Genomic DNA, 21,618 nt, shown 5'->3' on the forward strand with positions numbered 1-21,618 from the left:
TTAAACAATATAGAAGAGGTGAAAATGTATAAACATGTCAATTACTTATGGGACGATGAGAAAGCACGTACACTAGACGGTGATGAAGTGGCTTTATTATTATATCGTTCGAATATTTTAGGCGCGGATCTAAGAATCACAAATTATGGTGGTGGCAATACCTCCTGCAAAGTTTTTGAAAAAGATCCATTGACCGGAGAGGATGTGGAAGTGATGTGGATAAAGGGCTCAGGAGGAGATATTGGGACGCTTAAGAAATCGGGGTTAGCAGCACTGTATCTTCAACGGCTGCGCAGTTTAGCGCATGTTTATCAAGGCTTGGAGCATGAAGATGAGATGGTTGAACTATTTAACCACTGTATTTACGATCTGGATTCTAAAGCACCATCTATTGATACACCATTACATGGGTTTTTACCATTTAAACATATTGATCATTTACATCCCGATGCTGCTATTGCTATTGCCGCTGCAAAAGATGGGAAGAAGATTACACAAGAATTGTTTAATGGGGCGATCGGCTGGGTAGATTGGCAGCGGCCGGGATTTGATCTAGGCCTTAAGTTAAGAGCCTGTTTAGCAGAAAATCCAGGTATTCGCGGTATTATGTTGGGGTCACATGGTTTGTTTACCTGGGGCGATACAGCATACGAATGTTATATCAATTCCTTGGATGTAATCGAAGCTTGCGCGGAATATCTTGAGCAAAACTATGGTAAAAAAGCACCTGTATTCGGTGGTCAGCAAGTAACTAGCCTGAGCAAGGAAGAAAGAACTGCACAAGCAGCTAAACTTGCGCCGGTTTTAAGAGGTTTCTGTTCTAGTGAGCGTCACATGATCGGACACTTTACAGATGATGAACGTGTATTGGAATTTATAAATTCAAACGATTTACAACGCTTAGCTCCGCTTGGTACGAGCTGCCCGGACCACTTCTTAAGAACTAAAATCCAACCGTTAGTACTGAATTTGGATAAATCAGAAGATTTGGATAATGTTGAAGAGCTAAAAGCGAAATTGGCGCCATTGTTCGAAGCATACCGTGAAATGTATGCACAATATTATGAAAATTGCAAGCATGAAAACAGTCCAGCTGTACGCGATAAAAACCCGGTGATTGTTTTATATCCAGGTGTTGGTATGTTTGCGTTTGCGAAAGACAAACAAACTGCACGTGTAGCGGCAGAATTCTACACCAATGCGATTAACGTAATGAAAGGAGCGGAAGCTGTAAGTGAATATACTGCCTTGCCTCGTCAGGAAGCTTTCGATATCGAATATTGGTTACTTGAGGAGGCTAAATTGCAGCGTATGCCGAAACCAAAAGCACTTTCCGGAAAGATTGCTTTGGTGACAGGAAGTGGTGGTGGAATCGGAAAAGCCATTGCCAAGAAAATGGCACAGGAAGGGGCAGTGGTTGTGCTTAACGATATTAACGCTGAACGTTTAGCGGAATGCGAACAAGAATTCGTGGCACAATTTGGCCAAGATGCAGTGATCTCCGTCCTACTGGATGTGACCGAGGAAGTACAGATCCAAAAAGCCTTGTATAAAACTGTTTTAGCATTTGGTGGGATAGATATCATAGTGAATAATGCCGGATTGTCGATTTCTAAATCTATCGAGGACCATACCCAAAAAGATTGGGACCTATTGTATGATGTATTGGTTAAAGGACAATTTTTGGTCACCCAAGCGATCACGCCAATTTTAAAGGGGCAGAACATCGGTGGTGATATCTTAAATATAGTCAGCAAAAATGCGCTTGTCAGTGGTCCGAATAATGTCGGTTATGGTAGCGCGAAAGGTGCACAATTGCACTTAAGTAGATTATGCGCCGCGGAGCTTGGACCTTTCAAAATTCGTGTCAATGTTGTTAACCCCGATGCAGTGATTTCCGATAGCAATATTTGGGCTGGCGGATGGGCAGAGGGACGCGCAAAGGCATATGGTATTCACATCGAGGAACTGCCTACATTTTATGCTAAACGGACCTTGTTGAATGAAGTGATTCTACCTGAGGATATTGCAAATGCCTGTTTTTGTTTTGTGGGTGGTTTGCTCTCGAAATCTACAGGTAATATACTCAATGTAGACGGTGGCGTAACAATGGCATTTGTGCGCTAATTTCGCTATCTTCGGTATTGTGTTTTCAATAGATCGAGAAACCACAATACCCTATTTTAATAAACCGAAAACAGTACTATTATGATTTTAGACAAGTGTGCTATCGCGGCACATAATGACCAGTTGCAGGCGAGGCATCAGCGAGCCTTTGATTTTGTTTCTCACGAGATTGTACAAACAGAAGAGATTTTAGAAAAACTACAGCAATTCCAGATTGCTATCCCTAGTTGGGCATTGGGTACAGGTGGAACGCGCTTTGGCCGTTTCTCTGGTGCCGGTGAACCGGCAACACTGGAGCAGAAAATTGCAGATGTCGGCTTGCTGCATGCATTGAATGGATCGAGTGATGCTATTTCATTGCATATTCCCTGGGATATTCCTAAAGATGCTGAAGCATTGAAGCAGTATGCAGCAACCTTTGGAATTCACTTTGATGCGATGAATTCAAATACATTTCAAGATCAGGTCGGGCAGGAGCACAGCTATAAATTTGGGTCTTTGCATCACGTTGATCCACGCGTCCGTCAACAGGCGATAGACCATAATATAGAAGTAATCGACTTTGGAAAGCAGTTGGGGTCAACGTGCTTGTCGGTATGGCTGGCTGATGGTTCATCATTCCCTGGGCAGCTTAATTTTAGACAGGCCTTTGAAAATACCCTTGCCAGCCTACAGGAAATCTATGCGCATCTACCCGTAGACTGGAGCCTGTTTATAGAGTATAAAGCATTTGAACCTTATTTCTATTCGACGACCATTGGCGATTGGGGACAGTCTTTACTTTTAGCAAATAAGCTGGGACCACAGGCTTTTACCTTGGTGGATTTAGGGCATCATCTACCAAATACAAACATCGAGCAAATCGTATCGCTGCTGTTGATGGAAGGGAAATTGGGCGGCTTTCATTTCAATGATAGCAAATATGGAGACGACGATCTGACGGCCGGTTGTATGAAACCTTATCAATTGTTTTTGATATTCAGTGAATTGATCGATGGGATGGATGCGCGGGGAATGGCTCATGAATCGGCTTTAGGCTGGATGATCGATGCTTCACATAATCTGAAGGACCCATTAGTTGATTTATTACAATCGGTAGAAGCAATTAAAATAGCCTATGCGCAGGCCTTGCTTATCGATCGAAAATCGCTTCGCGATGCGCAAGCTCAAAACGATGTGGTAGCTGCCCAGGAAATTTTGCAACAGGCATTTCGAACCGATGTAAGACCATTGCTTGCTGAGGCGAGACGACGCATCGGTGCGGCATTGGATCCAATAGGGCTCTTTAGGGAACAGGCGTTACGAGATAGATTGGTGGGGGAAAGAGGAAAAAATAGCGTCGCTACAGGCCTCTAAAAGATACACGACATGGAAAACAAAAGTATACCTGTCGTAGCCGTATTTGATGTTGGAAAAACGAATAAAAAACTTCTTTTATTTGATAAAAACTATAGCGTGCTATGGGAACGATCTGCTCGATTTTTAGAAACTGTCGATGAAGATGGGGATCCCTGTGAAAATCTTGAAAGCCTTCGTCTGTCGATTTTTGATGCCTTGCATGAAGTACTCCGGCGAGACGAATTTGATATTCAGGCAATCAACTTTGCAGCCTATGGGGCTAGCTTGGTTTACATTGATGCACAGGGTAAACCTTTGACTCCCTTATACAACTATCTCAAGGATTTTCCTGCGGATATACAGCAACAGTTATATGATGCGTATGGAGGTGTTGTCGCATTTTCATTGGCAACGGCATCACCATCATTGGGTAGTCTGAATTCGGGCTTACAGCTCTTGCGTCTGAAGCGTGAAAAACCTGATTTATTTGGGCAACTTGCTTATGCGGTACACTTACCTCAATATTTAAGCTTTTTGGTTTCAGGCAAGTTGTGTACAGATTTGACTAGCATCGGCTGCCATACTGCACTTTGGGACTTCAAACAACACCATTATCATCAATGGGTAGAAGACGAGGGCCTCGTTGGAGCTTTCCCGCCAATTGTTTCGGGAGATACAGCCTTTAAAAGTACGTTTCTAGGTAAATCATATTGGGTTGGAACGGGGTTACATGATAGTTCCGCGGCACTCATTCCTTATCTAATGAGTAATAAAGAGCCCTTTATTTTAATTTCTACAGGCACTTGGTGCATTTCATTAAACCCATTTGCGTCGATCGATTTGACAATAGAGGAGCTGCAGCAGGATTGTTTGTTCTATCTTTCCTATCGCGGTACTCCAGTAAAAGCCTCCCGTTTATTTGCAGGGTATGAACATGAAATTCAATCAAAGCGTATTGCCGATTTCTTTGCGGTGACCACGGCCAAATTTAGAACGCTTGAAATCGACTGGGACATTATCGCGGCTTTGACAGCGCTTGATATTCCGAACGCGATAGATTTGAAATCTTTTGAAGCCATTGACCTGCATCGTTATCCAGATTATCAAACCGCTTATCACAGCTTAGTCTGGTGTCTTGTCAAGGCACAGGTAGCCGCCACCCAACTTGTTCTTCGCTGTACACAGACTGCACGGATATTTGTCGATGGTGGATTTAGTCGAAATCAGATTTATATGAGTTTGATTGCACGTGAATTTCCAGCTATGGAGGTGTTTGCTGCAGCGATGCCGCAAGCAACAGCTTTGGGTGCCGCACTGTTGATGCATCAGCATTGGAACACTGCAGAGATCCCACAAAACTTGGTGGAATTAAAATTATTTAAGCCACATACTGTTTCGTAAATGATTTTAGAACAGGATAGTACGGTACAGCTGTTCAGTTTGTTTTCTATTACTTCGATATAGAATTATAAACAAATTAAACCAAATTAAATTAAACCTCTAATCAGAATGGAAAGTAAATTAAAACATTACTCATTAATTCTTTGCGTGGCAATGATGATGGGAATGCCGTTTGCGTTAGTTGCTCAGGTGACCAAGACTATACAGGGTCATGTGGTGGGTAGCAAGAGCGGGCGACCTATCGCTGGAGCTTCGATTAAAGAAGTCGGTGGTAAAAATGCTAGTTCAACAAATGAAAATGGTGATTTTACCCTTTCTGTCGCGAGCAACAAAGTTGTTCTTTCAATCCAATATGTAGGGTACATTGCAAAAAATATGGAAGGGACTGTGGGGATCCCACTTCGTGTTGAACTGCAGGAGGACAACACTGTGCTGGATGAAGTTGTTGTCGTTGCTTATGGTGCGACGAAAAAAAAGGATCTGACGGGATCCGTATCCACAATTGACAATAAAGCATTGAATATGCAGTCAAATTCGACGGTCAGTAGGGCCTTGGAAGGGGCTGCACCCGGTATTCAGGTGTCGGCAGTGGATGGACAGCCTGGTATCGACATGGGAATTCGTGTGCGTGGTATAGGATCGGCGAGTCAGAATACCTCAAACGCTCTGGTCGTCATTGATGGTGTTCCCGCACAAAATGATAATCCGCTCGCTACCTTAAATCCAAAAGATATCCAGAGTGTTTCTATCTTGAAGGATGCGGCATCGACGGCCCTATACGGCGCTAGAGGTGCCAATGGTGTCGTCTTGGTGACAACAAAAAAAGGCGTGTCAGGGCAGCCCCGCATTTCATTTGAAGGAAAGCTCGGCGTCAATCAGGTGGGACCGTATCAATTCGATAAAATTTCCAATCCGAAGGATATTTATGAATTCGCCTGGCTCTCTGTGTACAACTCTGTACGCTATGGAGTGGATGGTACCGGTATTTCAAAAAGATATACAACAAATGTGCAGAATCCAAATATGTCGCACGAACAGGCAGCCGAATTTGCCAGTTCGCACCTATTTGACTACATCGGGTCTACGACTAAATTTCAACGAAACAGCTTAGGTAACTGGATGTTGTATGATGTGCCGGGAGCGGTCTATACACCCTCAGGCACAGGAGCTGATGCGAGTTCAACCATGAGTGGCGCATACCTCGTCAATACAGATGGTAAATTGAATCCTGGAGCTCGCCTGTTATACAGCGACAGATATGATGATTATCTACTGGAGAATAGATTACGACAAGATTATGATCTATCGGCCTCTGGTGGTAACGATAAAGTAAATTATTTCCTTTCAGGTGGATACTTGGAAGACCCATCTTATATTCGGGGATCTTCCTTCAAACGCTATAATGGACGTGCCAATTTTGATGCGCAATTGAATGCCTGGCTAAAATTGGGTGCTAATATTGGCTACTCCAATCGGACCACACAATCGCCGGCGACACGCTTCGGCCGTAATCCCGGTAGTTCTACAGCCAATGTTTTCCGGTTTATCAATGGACAGAATCCGCTGGTGCAGCTCTACGCACGCGATAAAAATGGCGCCCTGATTGATGACAATGGGAAAAATAAAGTCCATGTACTTGCCGGAGATACCTACTCTCCACTGGGGTTAACATCGGCTGCACTATCTTCTACCAATGTTTTGACGGTGCTGGACAATGATTTGGATCAACGTGTCTCGGATGATTGGACAACAAGGGTCTATGGGCAGGCCAAATTCCTGAAAGACTTTACGTTTACAGCAAATGTCTCGATGGACAAGTTTAATGAGATGCGTACGCGTTACTGGAACAGCGAATCGGGACAGGCAGCAGGCATTGGAGCCTTTGGTAAGACCGCATCCAATACAACGATTTTAAACCTGCAACAATTACTGAATTATGCGAAAACAATAGGTTTACACAATATAGAGGCGCTTTTAGGGCATGAATATGATTCATTCAAGAACGAGCAGCTCAACTACCGATCATCTTATGCATTGATTGATGATTTTGCATCTTATATCAACTTTGTCGGACGTTATGACGGTGGAACATTCCCAAATCCGGGGGGCGGTGAGGATAAACGTACCATGGAAAGTTATTTTTCCCGGGTCAATTACAACTACAACGACAGGTACTTTTTTCAAGGATCTGTCCGTCGGGATGGCTCGTCAAAATTCAAGTTGAAAGATAAACGCTGGGGTACGTTCTGGTCCGTTGGTGGCGGTTGGCGTATCGACAGTGAGCAATTTATGGAAAGTAGCAAAGGCTGGCTCGACCTCCTAAAAATACGCGGCAGTTATGGTGTAATCGGTAATCAGAATGGAATATCCAACTATTCGGGATACCAAACATGGAGTTACGCCGCCACGTATACACAGACGACAAGTGGAACGGGTATACCCGCAAATATCACCTTAAATCAAAATGCATATGTCAATGACCAATTAACCTGGGAAAACATACATACATTAGATGGTGGTATTGATTTTAGCTTCTTTGGACGAGTACGTGGATCACTCGATTATTATAACCGCGTCACGGTAAATGCCATCTGGAATCAGCCTATTGCCATATCCAAAGGACAGTCTTCCATTGCGACGAACTCCGCAAAAATCGGAAATAAAGGTTTTGAAATCGACCTATCAGTAGACATCATCAAGAAACCTGATTTCAACTGGACAGTATCGACAAACGGAACACATTATACCACTAAGCTGAAAGCTGTACCAAATGGTGTCGGTTCAGATGCTTTGGGAGGAAATTGGACCGCAGGTACCGATGCTTGGGCTGCCGCGGGAACAAGTGCTGTGGCAAATATTACCTATTTACGTGGAGTCAACAAAGATTTCTTTAACCTCTATATGTTGAAATATGGCGGTGTGGACCAAAATACGGGTTTACCACTTTACTATCATCAGATTAGCAAAGCCGATGTTGACGCAGGTACTTATCCCGGATATAAAGAGGGCGAAAGTATAACAACCACAGACTATTCAAAAGCTAGCCGCTACGAAATGGGGAGCGCGTTACCTAAATGGATAGGCGGATTTAGTACTTCCTTACGTTACAAGAATTTTGATCTGTATTTGGCATTGGCTTACCAATTGGGCGGAAAGTTTTTTAGTACGGAGTACGGAAATAATTTGTATGTAAGTGAAGATCCTGGAAAAGCGCTTTCATCGGAACTCATCGGTAATACCTGGACACCGAACAACACAGGTGCAAAATTCCCTATGGTGATGTATGGTAATACCTATGGCAATGGTGCAACTACAGGAAGCTGGCTCTACAGTGATTTGGGCTTATTCAGTGCTTCCTATCTCAATTTTAAAAATGTGACGATAGGTTATACTTTGCCAGAAAGTATCTTGTCAAAAATGAAAATCAAGCGGCTTCGGATATTCGCTTCTGGTGATAACCTTTTTATGAAAACAGCCCATTCGGGAATAGATCCACGTCAGTCTCTTGTTGGTGGATTTGAAGTGGCGGCATATTCTTATCCGACCATGAGAACATTCTCCGGTGGTGTAAGTTTGGAATTTTAATGTTTAAAAAATCAGTTATGAAAAAGATATTTTTATGTGCATTGGCGGTGACATTATTGTTTTCTTGTAGTAAGGAATTGGACATTGCACCCCCAAATAGTATCACGGATGAACAGATCCGGAAACTACTCGAAAGTGGTGATGAGAAGAAAATTCAGGCTGTATTGGGCGGTATGGCGAACAATATGCCTAAACTGGTCAACTTTGGGGCATTATCATCCGAGTCACGTTATGGAAGCAACCAGGGATTTGATGTGATGCGGAACCTCGAAGGCAATGATATTGTATTCGGCAATAGATTGCTTAATATATTTGGCTCCGACGAGTATAATCTGCTGGATTTTATTTCAGATGCTTCAGACAAGAATACCCCGTATTGGAATTATGCCTGGAATATGGTCAATACAGCAAATAAAATGCTGAACTACCTTAATCCGGAGACTGTCGGTACGAATAAAAAATTACAGGAATACAAGGGCCGCGGACTGATATTGCGTGCCTACGCCTATAATTACCTGATGGAAAACTATCAGAATGCCTACCAGCAGGGAGGAAAAGCAAAATTAGGTATGCCGCTTTATGATACCTATTCCCCGGTTCAGGAAAGCAAGGCCCGATCTACTGCGGATGAGACCTATGCTTTTATCAAAAACGATATCAATGAAGCGATCCGGCTTTTTAGAGAAGCGGGAATTGGCTTTACAACAGACCCCTCCGATTTTGATCTTGGTGTAGCTTACTTTATGCAGGCAAAAGTAGCGTTGTGGACCGGCGACTGGAACACGACGATAAACGCCAGCAACGAAATACTGACCAAGTATCCAACGTTAATGAGCCAGGCAACCTATGGTGCCACGAATAAAGGAACCCAGACGGCGCCTGAAATGAGACCCGAGCAAAATGGTTTTCTCAATATTACCATTAACCCCGAAGTGTTGTTTGGTTTTGCGCTTGGAGAAGCCGTTACCGTACACAATTGGTGGATGAACCCTTTCGCCGAAGGAAACGGCGGAATTGGACAAGGTTTCCAGCGGATTGACAATCGGCTGTATGCCAAAATTGATAACCGGGACTATCGAATGGGTTGTTTTATGGCATCGGATTGGGGAGATTATACTTACCCGACCAATGGTGATAAACGAACTATTCCGATGTATACCAATCTCAAGTTTGCCGCCACCCATGGCTTGGGAAGTGACGATAAGAAGAATGTGGGACGAGTAAGTTGTTATTATATGCGCAGTTCGGAGGTATTATTGATGAAAGCTGAAGCGCAGGCACAGAATAAAGATGACCAAAGTGCGAAACAAACGTTAAACACCTTATTGGCTGCACGAACGAAAGTTGGGCAGACCACATTGACCTGTGACAACTATACTTCCATGCAGGGTTTATCGACCTTGGAGATGGTGCAATTTCAAACGCGGTTGGAGCTCTGGGGTGAGGGAGGACGTGAATTCTATAACAATAAACGCTGGAACATTGCTGTCGGCCGTACTGGATCAGCCACACATGTAGATAAATCAACTTATCCTGTTAGTAAAATGACGCTACAGATACCTTTGGATGAAATGTTATATAATAATAAGATGGTTCAGAATTAAATGAGCCAACAGATTTAATGATTTCATTTCTTAAAAGTACTAGGAAGGATCGTAATCGTCCTTGCTGGTACTTCCCTAAAAATACAGGATAGTTCAGGATACAATTGTAGCTGATCTTGTGTATTTTCAAGTACTATAGATTACTTCGACAAAACCTAAAATTTAATGATATGAAGAACCAATTGACTGAAGAACAGATAGCCTTTTACCAAGAAAATGGTTACATCGTTATAGAAGATTTTTTAAATCCCGAGGAGCTTGAAAGCTGGCGTACAATTGTATTTGAAGCTGTAGAGCAGCGCGCAGGTCAGAAAATGCCCGGAAAGGAAGCCAAAGTTGGCGAAGATGATGGTATCAATAAGGATGCAGACTACTTTGGAAAAGTGTTTGATCAATTGTTAAACCTTTGGCAGACCAATGAACAGGTGAAGGAGCTGATGGTCGATCAGCGGATTGGAGAAATGGCAGCAAAGCTGGCCGGTGTTGACGGTATCCGTATTTGGCATGACCAAGCCCTATTTAAACGCCCATTTGCGAATCCTACTGCTTGGCATCTGGATACACCTTTTTGGTCATTTGCCGATCGAAACGCACTTTCCATATGGATTGCACTCGATGACTCCACACTGGAAAATGGTTGCATGTATTTTGTTCCGCAATCGTATAAGCAAACCGGATTTGAGAATTTGGGTATCGGAAAAAATATGGGGACAATTTTCGAACACTATCCCGAGCTTGCACGGGTAAATCCGGTGGCTACACCGCTCAAAGCCGGAAGTTGTACTTTCCATAATGGATTGACGATTCATGGGGCAGGACCTAACATGACCAACGGGTTTAGAAGAGCTATGACCTGTGCTTACATGCCTGACGGAAATGTATTCAATGGACAAGCGAATATTTTACCGGAAGATTATCGCGCAACCTTAGCGGTAGGGGATCTGTTGAATAATGACGAGCAAAATCCGTTAATCTACCATGCAGGATGGTAAAACTTGACTTTTTTTATCCACGCTGGGGAAATGGGCACGTTGCATGGGAAGATTTTCTGGATCGTGTAGTGAAGGCTGGTTATGTTGGGGTCGAATGGTTTCCTTTTGGCGAAGATACCGATCCGGAGAAGGTCGTAAAACTGTTGCAGAAGTATAAGCTCAGGTACACGATTGTGACCTGTGTTCAAAAAAAAGCGAACTCAATCAGTGCATACTTCGCCTTGTTGGAAGAACAGTTGAACTACTATGGAAAGCTCGCGGAAAAATATTTCGCTCCACTTTTTATATCCGTGCAGATGGGACGGGAATATTTCTCACCCGAGGATGTGCTTACAGGGCTACAACTTTGTACGCGTGTTGAAAAGCAATACGGGATCGAAATTTTGCAGGAAACTCACCGTAATAAATGGAGTTATGGACTGCATACCGTGGCGCCAATGGCGGAACTATATCCGCAGTTGAAACTGACCTTGGATATCTCTCACTGGTACTGTGTCTCGGAGAGTTTTCTTGAAGATCGGCAGGAGGAATTGAACCGCCTGTTGTCCCATGTAAAACATGTACATGCCCGTGTTGGACATAGTCAGGGATCCCAGGTACCTGATGTCCGAAAAAAAATCTATCGGGATATTGTCGCCACACACTGTGCTGTCTGGCAACGCTGGATAGACCTCAATAAACCCGATGCGCGGCTGACCATGACGACTGAATTTGGTCCGCCACCGTATCTCATTCCCTCAGGGAATCAAGTGCTCGATTGTGAGCGCCAATGGAAACAAAACTTATGGATGAAAAACTACCTATCAAGGCACCTTATAACCTAATTTCAGCATGATGAAGCGAAGAATATTTTTACAGCAAAGCAGTTTTTTGGGAGCCTCCTTCTTATTCGCCAAGCATTTAAAAGCATTTGACAAGGAATCAGTGGATATGGACCGCTACTATACACAGTTTCAAAATCCGTCGGCTGCGCAAAGACCTTTCGTGCGCTGGTGGTGGAATGGCAATAAAATCAATAAAAATGAACTGCTTCGCGAACTGAAGCTATTAAAGGATGCCGGAATAGGTGGAGTGGAAATCAATCCCATTTCCTTTCCGAAGCGTACCGACGATATGGGTATTCCATCATTAAAATGGTTGAGCAAAGAATGGGTAGATATGGTACAGTATACAGCCAATGAAGCAAAAAAGATGGGTATGACCACCGATCTCATCGTTGGTTCCGGCTGGCCTTTTGGTTCAGAAGATCTTCGGGAAGAAGAAACCGCTCAGGTTGTGCTGGTGCATTGTGAACCCATTGAGGGACCCACAACCTATGTTGTCCGACCCTACCATGTTTTTAATATGATAGATCCCGCTGTAACGGATAAAAACCCATTGCGCAATCCCGAGATCCTCGCCATCAAATTGGTAAAAGATCCGATGCAGTCCATCGATGATGCGGTTGATTTTGCGGCAGAAATTGGCAAAGACAAAATTGAAATTCCTGTTCCTTCGGGAAAGCATATCCTCTATTTCCTGGTGAAATTTAAGGCTTTTGCCTCCGTCATCAATGGAGCCCCGGGAGCAGCGGGCTCCATACTCAACCACATGGATAAGGACACTGTGTCTCGCTACCTCGAGCGCTTGTCTACACAAATGCAACAGCAGATAGGACCATTAAAAAACTATGTTCGGGCATTGTTCACCGACAGCATGGAACTCGAAGGCTGCAATTGGTGTGATGACTTTGCTATTGAGTTTCAACGCCGTCGCGGTTATGATATTATGCCTTATTTGCCTTTCATTTTATTTAAGGTCGGGCGCTTGGGGGCTGTGGTCGACGAAAACTACGGTGCAAAGAAAGGTGCGAAACTTTCCGAGATGCTAAATCGTGTACGCTTTGATTATGAATATACCAAAGCCTCTTTATTGAAGGAACGATTTACGGATACGTATGTCAACTGGTGTCGCTCGCTTGGGGTGAAATCTCGTGCCCAGGCCTATGGGAGAGGTTTTTTTCCATTGGAAAGCAGCTTGGAGTACGATATTCCGGAAGGAGAATCGTGGACAACAAATTATTTGCGCCATAAGCTGGGTGAAGAGATGCCTGACGAAGACTATCGTCGCGGCCGTGGTTATACCATGATTGATAAGTATGTCTCCTCCGCAGCACATCTGAAAGGAAAACGGCTTGTGAGCTGCGAGGAGATGACCAATACGTACCTTGTTTTTAATACGCAACTCGAATTGTTAAAGCTGGGATCGGACCAGAGTGCAATGACCGGGATTACACATTCTGTTTGGCATGGATTTAATTATTCGCCCTTAGAAGCTCCTTTTCCTGGATGGATTCAATACGGCTCTTTTTATAACGAACGCAACAACTGGTGGCCCTATTTTAACTATTTAAATAATTACAAAGCTCGCCTTTCATCACAGCTGCAACAGGGCGATTATTTCGCAGATATGGCCATTTTGCCGGCCAATTATGATCTCTGGACAGAGAACGGTGTGCAAACGGATCCCTTTCCTGAGAAATTGAATGTCCCCTATACTTCCTTACTTTGGGAAGCTATCAGCAAAAATGGTGGGAATGCAGATTATATAACGGAGATGATACTGCAGGATTGTAAGGTAGAGCAGGGAAATCTATGTTACGGCAAAAGAAAATATAGCGTGCTTTTTTTGCCCGGTATCAAACGGATGTCGCCGAAGTCAATGGCTCGCCTCCTTGAGTTTGTTAAATCCGGTGGGCGTGTTGTGGCGATTGAAACCTTACCACAGATGAGCTTGGGATTGCAAGATCAGGTAAAAAATGATGCCGAAGTGCAAGCAATACTGCGTAAGCTGCAATCCTATCCAGATCGATTTATTGCCACGCCGAAACCTGAGGACAATAACTTTATGGACTGGTACCATTTGGCCATGCAGCGGTTCAGGCTACCCCATTACTTGCATATTGATCAGCCTAACCGTTATGTGATGCAGATGCGTTCTATTCGGGATGATGGTAGTGAATGCTATTTTATCCAGAATGCACACCGGGCGAATAGTGCAAGACTAAACATCTCATTTATTGCGCCCGAAATTAGAAAGAAAACATGTTGGCTATGGGATCTGGATACGGGTAAACGTTCTCGGGTAAACCTGGATCGTGAAGACAGTTTGTTACTGGATATGGGGCCTACAGATGCTTTCCTTTTTGTATTTGACAACCATCGGGAAGGTACAGTGTGGCAGCCTTTGGCAACAACGGGAAGTCATGCCCTGGATTTGAGTACCCAATGGAAAGTAACATTAAAACATAAACAGGAAGGTACATCCCAACAACTTGTACTGCCGCGACTAATAGACTTTAAAGAGGATGAACAATTGATGTGGTTTTCAGGAACAGCGATCTATCAGCGTTCATTTAACTGGTCGGCAGCAGGACAATGCCTGTTGAATCTTGGAAAGGTAGCGGGTGTTTCTGAGGTTTTTGTCAATGACCAATCACTTGGCGTAAAATGGTATGGAAGGCGGATTTACGACCTCGCTGCCGTGTTAAAAAATGGGGAGAACCAGATCGAAGTGCGTATTACGACCACTATGGGAAATTATTTGAAAACGTTGAAGGATAATGAAAATGCGCAATATTGGGTCAATAGAAAAGGTCGGGAGCAGGAAATACAATCTATGGGCCTGATCGGTCCAGTCACTTTATATACAAGCTAAATCATGAAAATATTACCTATTTTTCTTTTCATCATCCAGGCTTTAACAGTCAGGCTGGTCGCAGCACAGGATTATCAAGCTGTAGATTTTGGTATTCGCGGTGATGGTGAAGCACTGAATACACGGTCTATCCAGGCCGCCATTGATTATATTACAGCCAAAGGTGGTGGAAAGCTCATCTTTACCCCAGGCAACTACATCACGGGATCTTTTTATCTGAAGTCCAATGTGACCTTACAACTGGATCAGGGAGCAAATCTCTTGGGCTCCAACAATCCTTTTGATTACCATAAAGATACCGTCGTCAACTGGCAGTCGATGATCTACGCGATTCGACAACAGAACATTGGTATTATCGGCAAAGGAACGATCAATGGCCGCGGTTTTCAGACGGCAATGAATGCCGTTCAAAATGTTCATAAGGGAATTGTGCAGGATGAACTTAAATTAGATCGACTGCGGGAGTGGAACCGCCCCGAAAATATTTACTTCCGGGAGTGTAAAAATGTACTGATTAAGGATATTACCTTACGTGATCCCGGTAGTTGGAATCAGACCTACGACCAATGTGAAGACCTCCATGTGGAAGGTATTTATGTAGACAGTAAGTCGTATTGGAATAATGACGGCATCGATGTGGTAGACTGTAAGAATGTAGTGATCCGGAATTGCTATTTCGATGCGGCTGATGATGCCATCTGCTTTAAGTCACACGATGCGAATGCAGTCTGTGAGAATGTGCTGGTCGAAAACTGTACGGCGCGCTCCAGTGCCAGTGCCCTAAAATTTGGGACAGTCTCCCGCGGTGGTTTCCGAAATTTTGTTGTCAGGAACCTCGTAGTCTATGATACATATCGATCAGCAATCACTTTTGCTGCCGTAGATGGTGGATTCGTCGAAAATATCCTGGTGGACGGTGTCAAAAGTATCAATACCGGTAATGTCATTTTCTTGCGTATTGGTGATCGCTGGAGCAAGGGAAAGAAACCTTTTATGAAAGATATAACGATTCGCAATGTATATGCAGAGGTACCCGCCAATAAACCCGATTTGGGATATAGTTATGAGGGACCCGTAGAAGATATGCCCCGGAATATTTCTCCGGCAAGCATCATCGGCTTACCTGATCATAAGATCGAAAATGTTACGCTGGAGAATATAGAGATCGTTTATCCCGGAGGTGGAAATCCGTTATATGCTTACCGCGGGATTGATCCTAAGTCATTGGATGGTATTCCCGAAATGGCTAATGCTTATCCAGAATTTTCACAGTTTAAAGAGTTGCCAGCTTGGGGATTATATATCCGTCATGCCAAACAGATCAATTTAAAAAATGTGACTTTCCGTATTAAAGGTGCAGATTACAGGCCTACGATTGTTGCCGATGACCTCACTGGGGGCGCCTGGGATTTTAAATCCTATTTGGATGGAGATCGGTTAAAGGACAGTTTCCATTTATATCAAACAAAAGATGTCAAAATTAATTAGACAGCGTAACATGAAGAAGTATCTATTTTTGATCGTGTTATGGGCGAGCTGCTTCAAGCTGTTTGCTCAGGACTATAATGCATCGCTTTTCGGTTGTAAGTCCGATGGTGTAACCAATAATATGGGATCTATACAATATGCCATTGATTATATTGCCAAAAAAGGCGGCGGTAAACTACATTTTTATGTCGGACGTTATCTGACGGGGACATTTAGTTTAAAATCCAATGTATCCATCGAACTGCATGAAGGCGCTGTATTGGTTGGCAGCAGCAACATATTTGATTACAGCCTTCAGGATGGCAAGAGAGCTCTCATTGTTGCAGTCGGTCAATCTAATATTCAGATTGGTGGGAAAGGCGTCATTGATGGGCAGCAGTCTTTATTGCGTAGCCAGGTCGCAGCGCTAAGACAGAAAGGAAACATTGATCTATCTGAAAAAGTGGAAGACATTAGCCTAATTTATTTGAAAGCTTCTAAAAATATCCAGATCAACGGCATAATGGAATTGAACCTGCTCGGAGCAGCACAATTTATTGATCAGTGTGCGGATGTTACCCTAAGCGCATTGGACATAAATAGTCCGGGCAGCATTGGTGTGTATGTCAGCAATTCCAAAACGGTGCGTCTGTCCAATGTTTTCTTTCAAGCCATTGGCAAGGCATTGGTTGAATCGGAGGGGAGTCAGCAGGTCATCAAAGAAAATAGCCGGTTGGCTAATGGTAAAACATTATAAATGGGATGTTTATGAAAATTAAACTTATTCTTGTCATGATCTTCCTCTATGGTGGTATACTGACATTACAGGCGAAAGAATACAATGCTTCTCTTTTTGGCATTAAATCGAACGGAACAACATTAAATACCACTTCTATACAAAGAGCAATTGATTTTATTCATGAGCAGGGTGGGGGGACGTTACGATTCTACGTTGGACGTTATCTGACGGGAACTGTCGTGCTCAAAGAGAATGTGCATATTCAACTCGAAGAAGGCGCAATCCTGGTCGGCTCAACCAATATTTATGACTATAATATCGATGTCCCGAATTGTGCTTTGATTTATGCAAAGGACGCTAAAAATATCACCATTAAAGGGAAGGGAGTTATTGATGGACAAGGGCGTGAAGTTGCTTATAATTTGCTTGCACAGATCCAGAGCGGCGTGCTCAAAGATCCCTTAGACTATGATCGCCCGCGCAATAGAAGGCCAAAGGCCATTTATATGCGCTCTTGCGAAAATGTACGTATTCATGGTGTCACCATCAAAAATTCAGCCGACTGGGTTCAGGTCTATGATCAATGTGTCAATACGGTCGTAGATAGCATCACAGTTGATAGCAAGGCTTTTTGGAACAATGATGGTATCGACATTGTCGATTGTCGTAACTTTAAGTTGCTCAACTCTTTTATCGATGCTTCAGACGATGCAATATGCCTAAAGTCGCATGATGCAACGAAGAGCTGTGAAGATGTTGAGATCCGCAACTGTACAGCACGGTCGAGTGCAAATGGTATTAAATTCGGTACTGTTTCCGCTGGCGGTTATAAACGCATTCGTATCATCAACAATAAAGTCTATGATACCTTTCGTTCGGCTTTGACGATTGCAACTCCCGATGGCGGCATAATAGAAGATATTCTTGTCGATAGTCTGACCGCATTTAACACGGGGAACCCTTTTTATTTGCGCATTGGCGCACGCTGGAATAAAGGACGCATCGGCTCCATTAATAATGTTGTGATTCAGAATGTAAAAGTTGAGGTGGCAAAAGGGAAACCAGACCGCGGTTATTCCTACGAAGGGCCTATTGAAGATAATCCGCGCAATCCATCGCCTTCGAGTATTGTAGGACTGAAAAATGCGCCCATCCGAAATGTGACCTTTAGGAATATCGAAATCAGCTACCCGGGTGGCTCGAACCCCCACTATGCCTATCGGGGGACGAGCAGAACGGATCTCGACAGTATTCCCGAAATGGAAGCATCTTATCCCGAATTTTCCCAGTTTAAAGAGCTTCCTGCCTGGGGTTTTTATATTCGACATGCAGAAAACATACATTTTGAAGGGGTCGTCCTCAAATTGAGGGAGCCGGATTATAGACCGATGTTGGTGCTGGATGATGTCAATGGATATGCACTGTCCAGGGTAAAGCAGGAGGGAGCAAAAGGAAAGAAAGAATTGGTAGCGCAGGGATCCAAAAAAGTTAAACCTTAACGGAAATACGTAACTTGTTGGCCAAGATATAACCTGTTAAATTGAATGTTATGCGATTACACCTGATGCTGGCCTTAACAGGCTTGATACTCTCCCTGGGATTACGCGCCCAAAATACAGCGCAGGATTCTGTTTATGTTTATGCACATTACACAAAACAGGAAATTTATATTCCCATGCGGGATGGAAAAAAGCTCTATACAGCGATTTACACCCCCAGAGATACGGCAAAGAGTTATCCTATTATGATGATGCGGACACCCTACAGTATTGCACCTTATGGGGAACAGAATTTTCGAATTCCGATCGGTCCAAGCATGGAATTTGTGAAGGAAAAATTCATTTTCGTTTACCAGGATGTCAGGGGAAAATATAAGTCTGAAGGAGATTTTATTGCCAATCGACCCTATACAGATACGCCAGGGGCGGTCAATGAATCAACAGATACCTACGACACAATTGATTGGCTTGTGAAACAGCTGAAATCGAATGGTAACGTGGGGATATGGGGGATTTCCTCTCCCGGGATGTACGCATCGATGTCACTGATTGATTCACACCCTGCATTGCGGGCCGTATCTCCGCAGGCACCGGTAACGGATTGGTTTCTAGGGGATGATCGCCATCACAACGGGGCTTTTATGTTGATGGGGAGTTTTTCGTTTCTATCCTCGTTTGGAAAAAAACGCGATTCTATCGGCAGCAAGGGGGCAGCGGGATTTTCCAATTATGGAACAGATCAAGCGTATTCTTTTTTTCTGAAAGCAGGAGCTCTATCCAATCTCAATCAGCAGTATTTAAAGGGCGAAAGTGTCCTCTGGAACGAAATGATGTCTCATCCAAATTATGATGACTACTGGACGTCGCGAGCCTATCTTTCTCGAATCCGTGAGCTGAAACCAAAGGTACTTGTTGTTGGTGGATGGTTTGACCAAGAGGACTTATATGGACCGTTGAAAACCTATCAGGCACTACAAAAAATTGCGTCGGACCGTGTAAAACTAGTGATGGGCCCCTGGTATCATGGTTCCTGGTCTAGGGGAAGTGGCAGGCAACTGGATAGCCTGGATTTTGGTCAAAATACAGCCAGTTATTATCGGAAAAAGATTGAACTTCCTTTCTTTGTAAGCCATCTCAAAGGGCAGGGTAAAGACGGACTTGCCGCGGCTACAGTTTTTGTAACAGGCGAGAATAATTGGTCTTCACACCGGACATGGCCTGTGGAAGAGGTACGGTCACAGCCCTTATTTCTTACAGCAGATAGAAAATTGAGTTTGAAGCCAGCTCCCAAATCGGCATCTCCCTATGTCTCCTATATTTCTGATCCCAGCAAACCTGTTCCCTATACACGGGAAAAAACTGTTTTGCGCGGCTATAAATACATGTATGAAGATCAATTTTTTGCCGCGCAGCGACCAGATGTGCTTGTCTTTGAAACTGAAGTCTTAGAACAGGATGTAAAGTTGATGGGGAATATTCAGGCGAATCTGTTTGTCAGCAGTACCGGCAGTGATGCCGATTTTGTCGTAAAACTGATCGATGTGCATCCGTACAAAAAAGGGGATAAACTTTCGGATTGTCAATGTCTGATTCGTGGGGAGGTTATGCGGGCCAAATATCGAAAAAGCTTTGCTCATCCGGAAGCGATGAAACCCAACAGGATTGAGGAAGTACGTTTCGATATGCAGGATGCTGCTCATGTATTTAAAAAAGGGCATAAGATTATGGTGCAGATACAGAGTTCCTGGTTTCCTTTGGTTGATCGAAATCCGCAGCAGTTTATGAATATTTATGAGGCTGCCGACAAAGACTTCAAGACGCAGGAACATCGGATCTATTGTCAGGGGCAATATGCTTCTTTTATTTCATTACCTATTGTTACGTCTCATGAAAATTAAGTATTGTTATTGTTTTGTTCTTTTCTTTATTTCCAGCTTTTCGCTACGGGCGCAGGTCGACTATGCGCGAGCTGTTGTAAAGGAGCTGGCATCCAAAGCCTATGCAGGTCGTGGATATGTGTTTGATGGTGATCGAAAGGCCGCCGCTTTTATTGCGAAGGAGTTTAAGAAGAGCGGATTGCTGCCTTTGAGCGATCATTATTATCAACCTTTTGTAATGCCCGCAAATGTATTTCCTAAGGATGTTAAAATTACGATAGATGGCCAAAAACTCCGTATGGGTGAACAGGTATTGATTGAAGCATCCAGTCCGTCCCTCAAAGGGAAATTTGGACTGACGGAGGTCATGATATCGTCTGATACGGATGCTTTGGATAAACTGATGCAAAATACTGCATTTCAACACAAATTTCTAGTACTTGATGAGCGCAAGGCTTTGGAAACAATGAAGCCAGACCAATTCCGGTCTGCCTTGCTGCGCCTTGCCCAAGGGGGGCATTATCGTGGGATTCTGGTGCAAACCAAGCAAAAGCTACTTTGGCGGGGAGCTACCAGTCAGCTCAATCGACCAATTGTTTATGTGAAAAATAATGCTGCTGTAGCGCTGGAGGGGAAGCAGATCAATCTGGCAATCCATGCCCGCTTTCAGCCAGACTATACGACAAATAACGTCTGCGGTATGCTGAAGGGAACCAGTGCATCGGACTCTACGATTGTCATCACGGCGCATTATGATCATGTGGGGGCGATCGGTAGACATACTGTTTTTACCGGTGCCAATGACAATGCCAGTGGTACTGCGCTCATGCTCTATTTGGCACGCTACTATCAGCAGCATCCGCCGCGCTATAACATGGTTTTCTTGGCCTTTTCGGGTGAGGAAAGCGGTTTACTAGGCTCGAGTTTCTTTGCTAAGAATCCACTTATTGACCTCAAAAAAATTAAGATCCTGCTTAATTTTGATATGGCAGGTACAGGCGATGATGGCATTCAAGTGGTGAACGGCACGATATTTAAAGAACAATTCGAACGACTAACGGCAATCAATACGGAAAAAAAATACCTACCTCAGGTAAAGGTGCGTGGACCAATGAACCGTAGCGATCACTATCCTTTTTATGAAAAAGGAGTGCCTTCATTTTTCATCTATACTCTGGGTGGCATTGATGCCTATCATGATATTTATGATCGATACGAAACGTTGCCCTTTACACGGTTTAATGAGTACGTAAGGCTCATGGTTGATTTTATTGGCACCATTTAATTGGGGAC

Annotated in this window: 13 protein-coding genes; all 13 read left to right on the plus strand. The window is 43.7% G+C overall.

Annotated features, from left to right (window positions below; translation table 11 throughout):
* The first annotated feature begins 24 nt into the window (after positions 1-24).
* Entirely contained in the window at positions 25-2,127 is a 2,103-nt protein-coding gene (locus B3E92_RS16160) for a bifunctional aldolase/short-chain dehydrogenase (RefSeq protein WP_112374959.1), read from the plus strand.
* 81 nt (positions 2,128-2,208) lie between these two features.
* A complete protein-coding gene (locus tag B3E92_RS16165) occupies positions 2,209-3,483 on the plus strand; it encodes a TIM barrel protein (protein ID WP_112374958.1) in 1,275 nt (424 codons plus the stop codon).
* A gap of 12 nt (positions 3,484-3,495) precedes the next feature.
* Complete coding sequence (locus B3E92_RS16170) at positions 3,496-4,866, plus strand: FGGY-family carbohydrate kinase (RefSeq protein ID WP_286897540.1); 1,371 nt, start codon at positions 3,496-3,498, stop codon at positions 4,864-4,866.
* Positions 4,867-4,974: 108 nt separating this feature from the next.
* The gene (locus B3E92_RS16175; RefSeq protein WP_286709696.1) at positions 4,975-8,451 is read left to right on the plus strand and encodes a SusC/RagA family TonB-linked outer membrane protein; all 3,477 of its coding nucleotides are present in this window, start codon (positions 4,975-4,977) and stop codon (positions 8,449-8,451) included.
* Between the two features lie 17 nt (positions 8,452-8,468).
* Positions 8,469-10,055 carry a RagB/SusD family nutrient uptake outer membrane protein gene (locus tag B3E92_RS16180; protein ID WP_286897541.1) on the plus strand — a complete coding sequence of 529 codons (1,587 nt, stop codon included), beginning with the start codon at positions 8,469-8,471 and terminating at the stop codon, positions 10,053-10,055.
* Between the two features lie 170 nt (positions 10,056-10,225).
* Complete coding sequence (locus B3E92_RS16185) at positions 10,226-11,047, plus strand: phytanoyl-CoA dioxygenase family protein (RefSeq protein WP_112374955.1); 822 nt, start codon at positions 10,226-10,228, stop codon at positions 11,045-11,047.
* Positions 11,041-11,871, plus strand: coding sequence for a sugar phosphate isomerase/epimerase family protein (locus B3E92_RS16190; RefSeq protein ID WP_112374954.1), 831 nt, complete (start codon positions 11,041-11,043; stop codon positions 11,869-11,871). The genes B3E92_RS16185 and B3E92_RS16190 overlap by 7 nt, the downstream gene beginning before the upstream one ends.
* A 7-nt stretch (positions 11,872-11,878) precedes the next feature.
* On the plus strand, positions 11,879-14,743 hold the full coding sequence (locus B3E92_RS16195; RefSeq protein WP_286897542.1) for a glycosyl hydrolase: 2,865 nt from the start codon (positions 11,879-11,881) through the stop codon (positions 14,741-14,743).
* Positions 14,744-14,746: 3 nt separating this feature from the next.
* Entirely contained in the window at positions 14,747-16,231 is a 1,485-nt protein-coding gene (locus tag B3E92_RS16200) for a glycoside hydrolase family 28 protein (RefSeq protein ID WP_112374952.1), read from the plus strand.
* A gap of 10 nt (positions 16,232-16,241) precedes the next feature.
* Positions 16,242-16,967: a glycosyl hydrolase family 28 protein gene (locus B3E92_RS16205; protein WP_172462408.1), complete on the plus strand. Its 726-nt coding sequence runs from the start codon at positions 16,242-16,244 to the stop codon at positions 16,965-16,967.
* Positions 16,968-16,978: 11 nt separating this feature from the next.
* Entirely contained in the window at positions 16,979-18,448 is a 1,470-nt protein-coding gene (locus tag B3E92_RS16210) for a glycoside hydrolase family 28 protein (RefSeq protein ID WP_112375436.1), read from the plus strand.
* A gap of 50 nt (positions 18,449-18,498) precedes the next feature.
* On the plus strand, positions 18,499-20,346 hold the full coding sequence (locus B3E92_RS16215; RefSeq protein WP_204990857.1) for a CocE/NonD family hydrolase: 1,848 nt from the start codon (positions 18,499-18,501) through the stop codon (positions 20,344-20,346).
* Entirely contained in the window at positions 20,336-21,610 is a 1,275-nt protein-coding gene (locus tag B3E92_RS16220; protein ID WP_286897543.1) for a M28 family metallopeptidase, read from the plus strand. The genes B3E92_RS16215 and B3E92_RS16220 overlap by 11 nt, the downstream gene beginning before the upstream one ends.
* Positions 21,611-21,618 lie beyond the last annotated feature (8 nt).

Source organism: Sphingobacterium sp. UBA6317, assembly GCF_002440385.1.
GTDB classification, from domain to species: domain Bacteria; phylum Bacteroidota; class Bacteroidia; order Sphingobacteriales; family Sphingobacteriaceae; genus Sphingobacterium; species Sphingobacterium multivorum.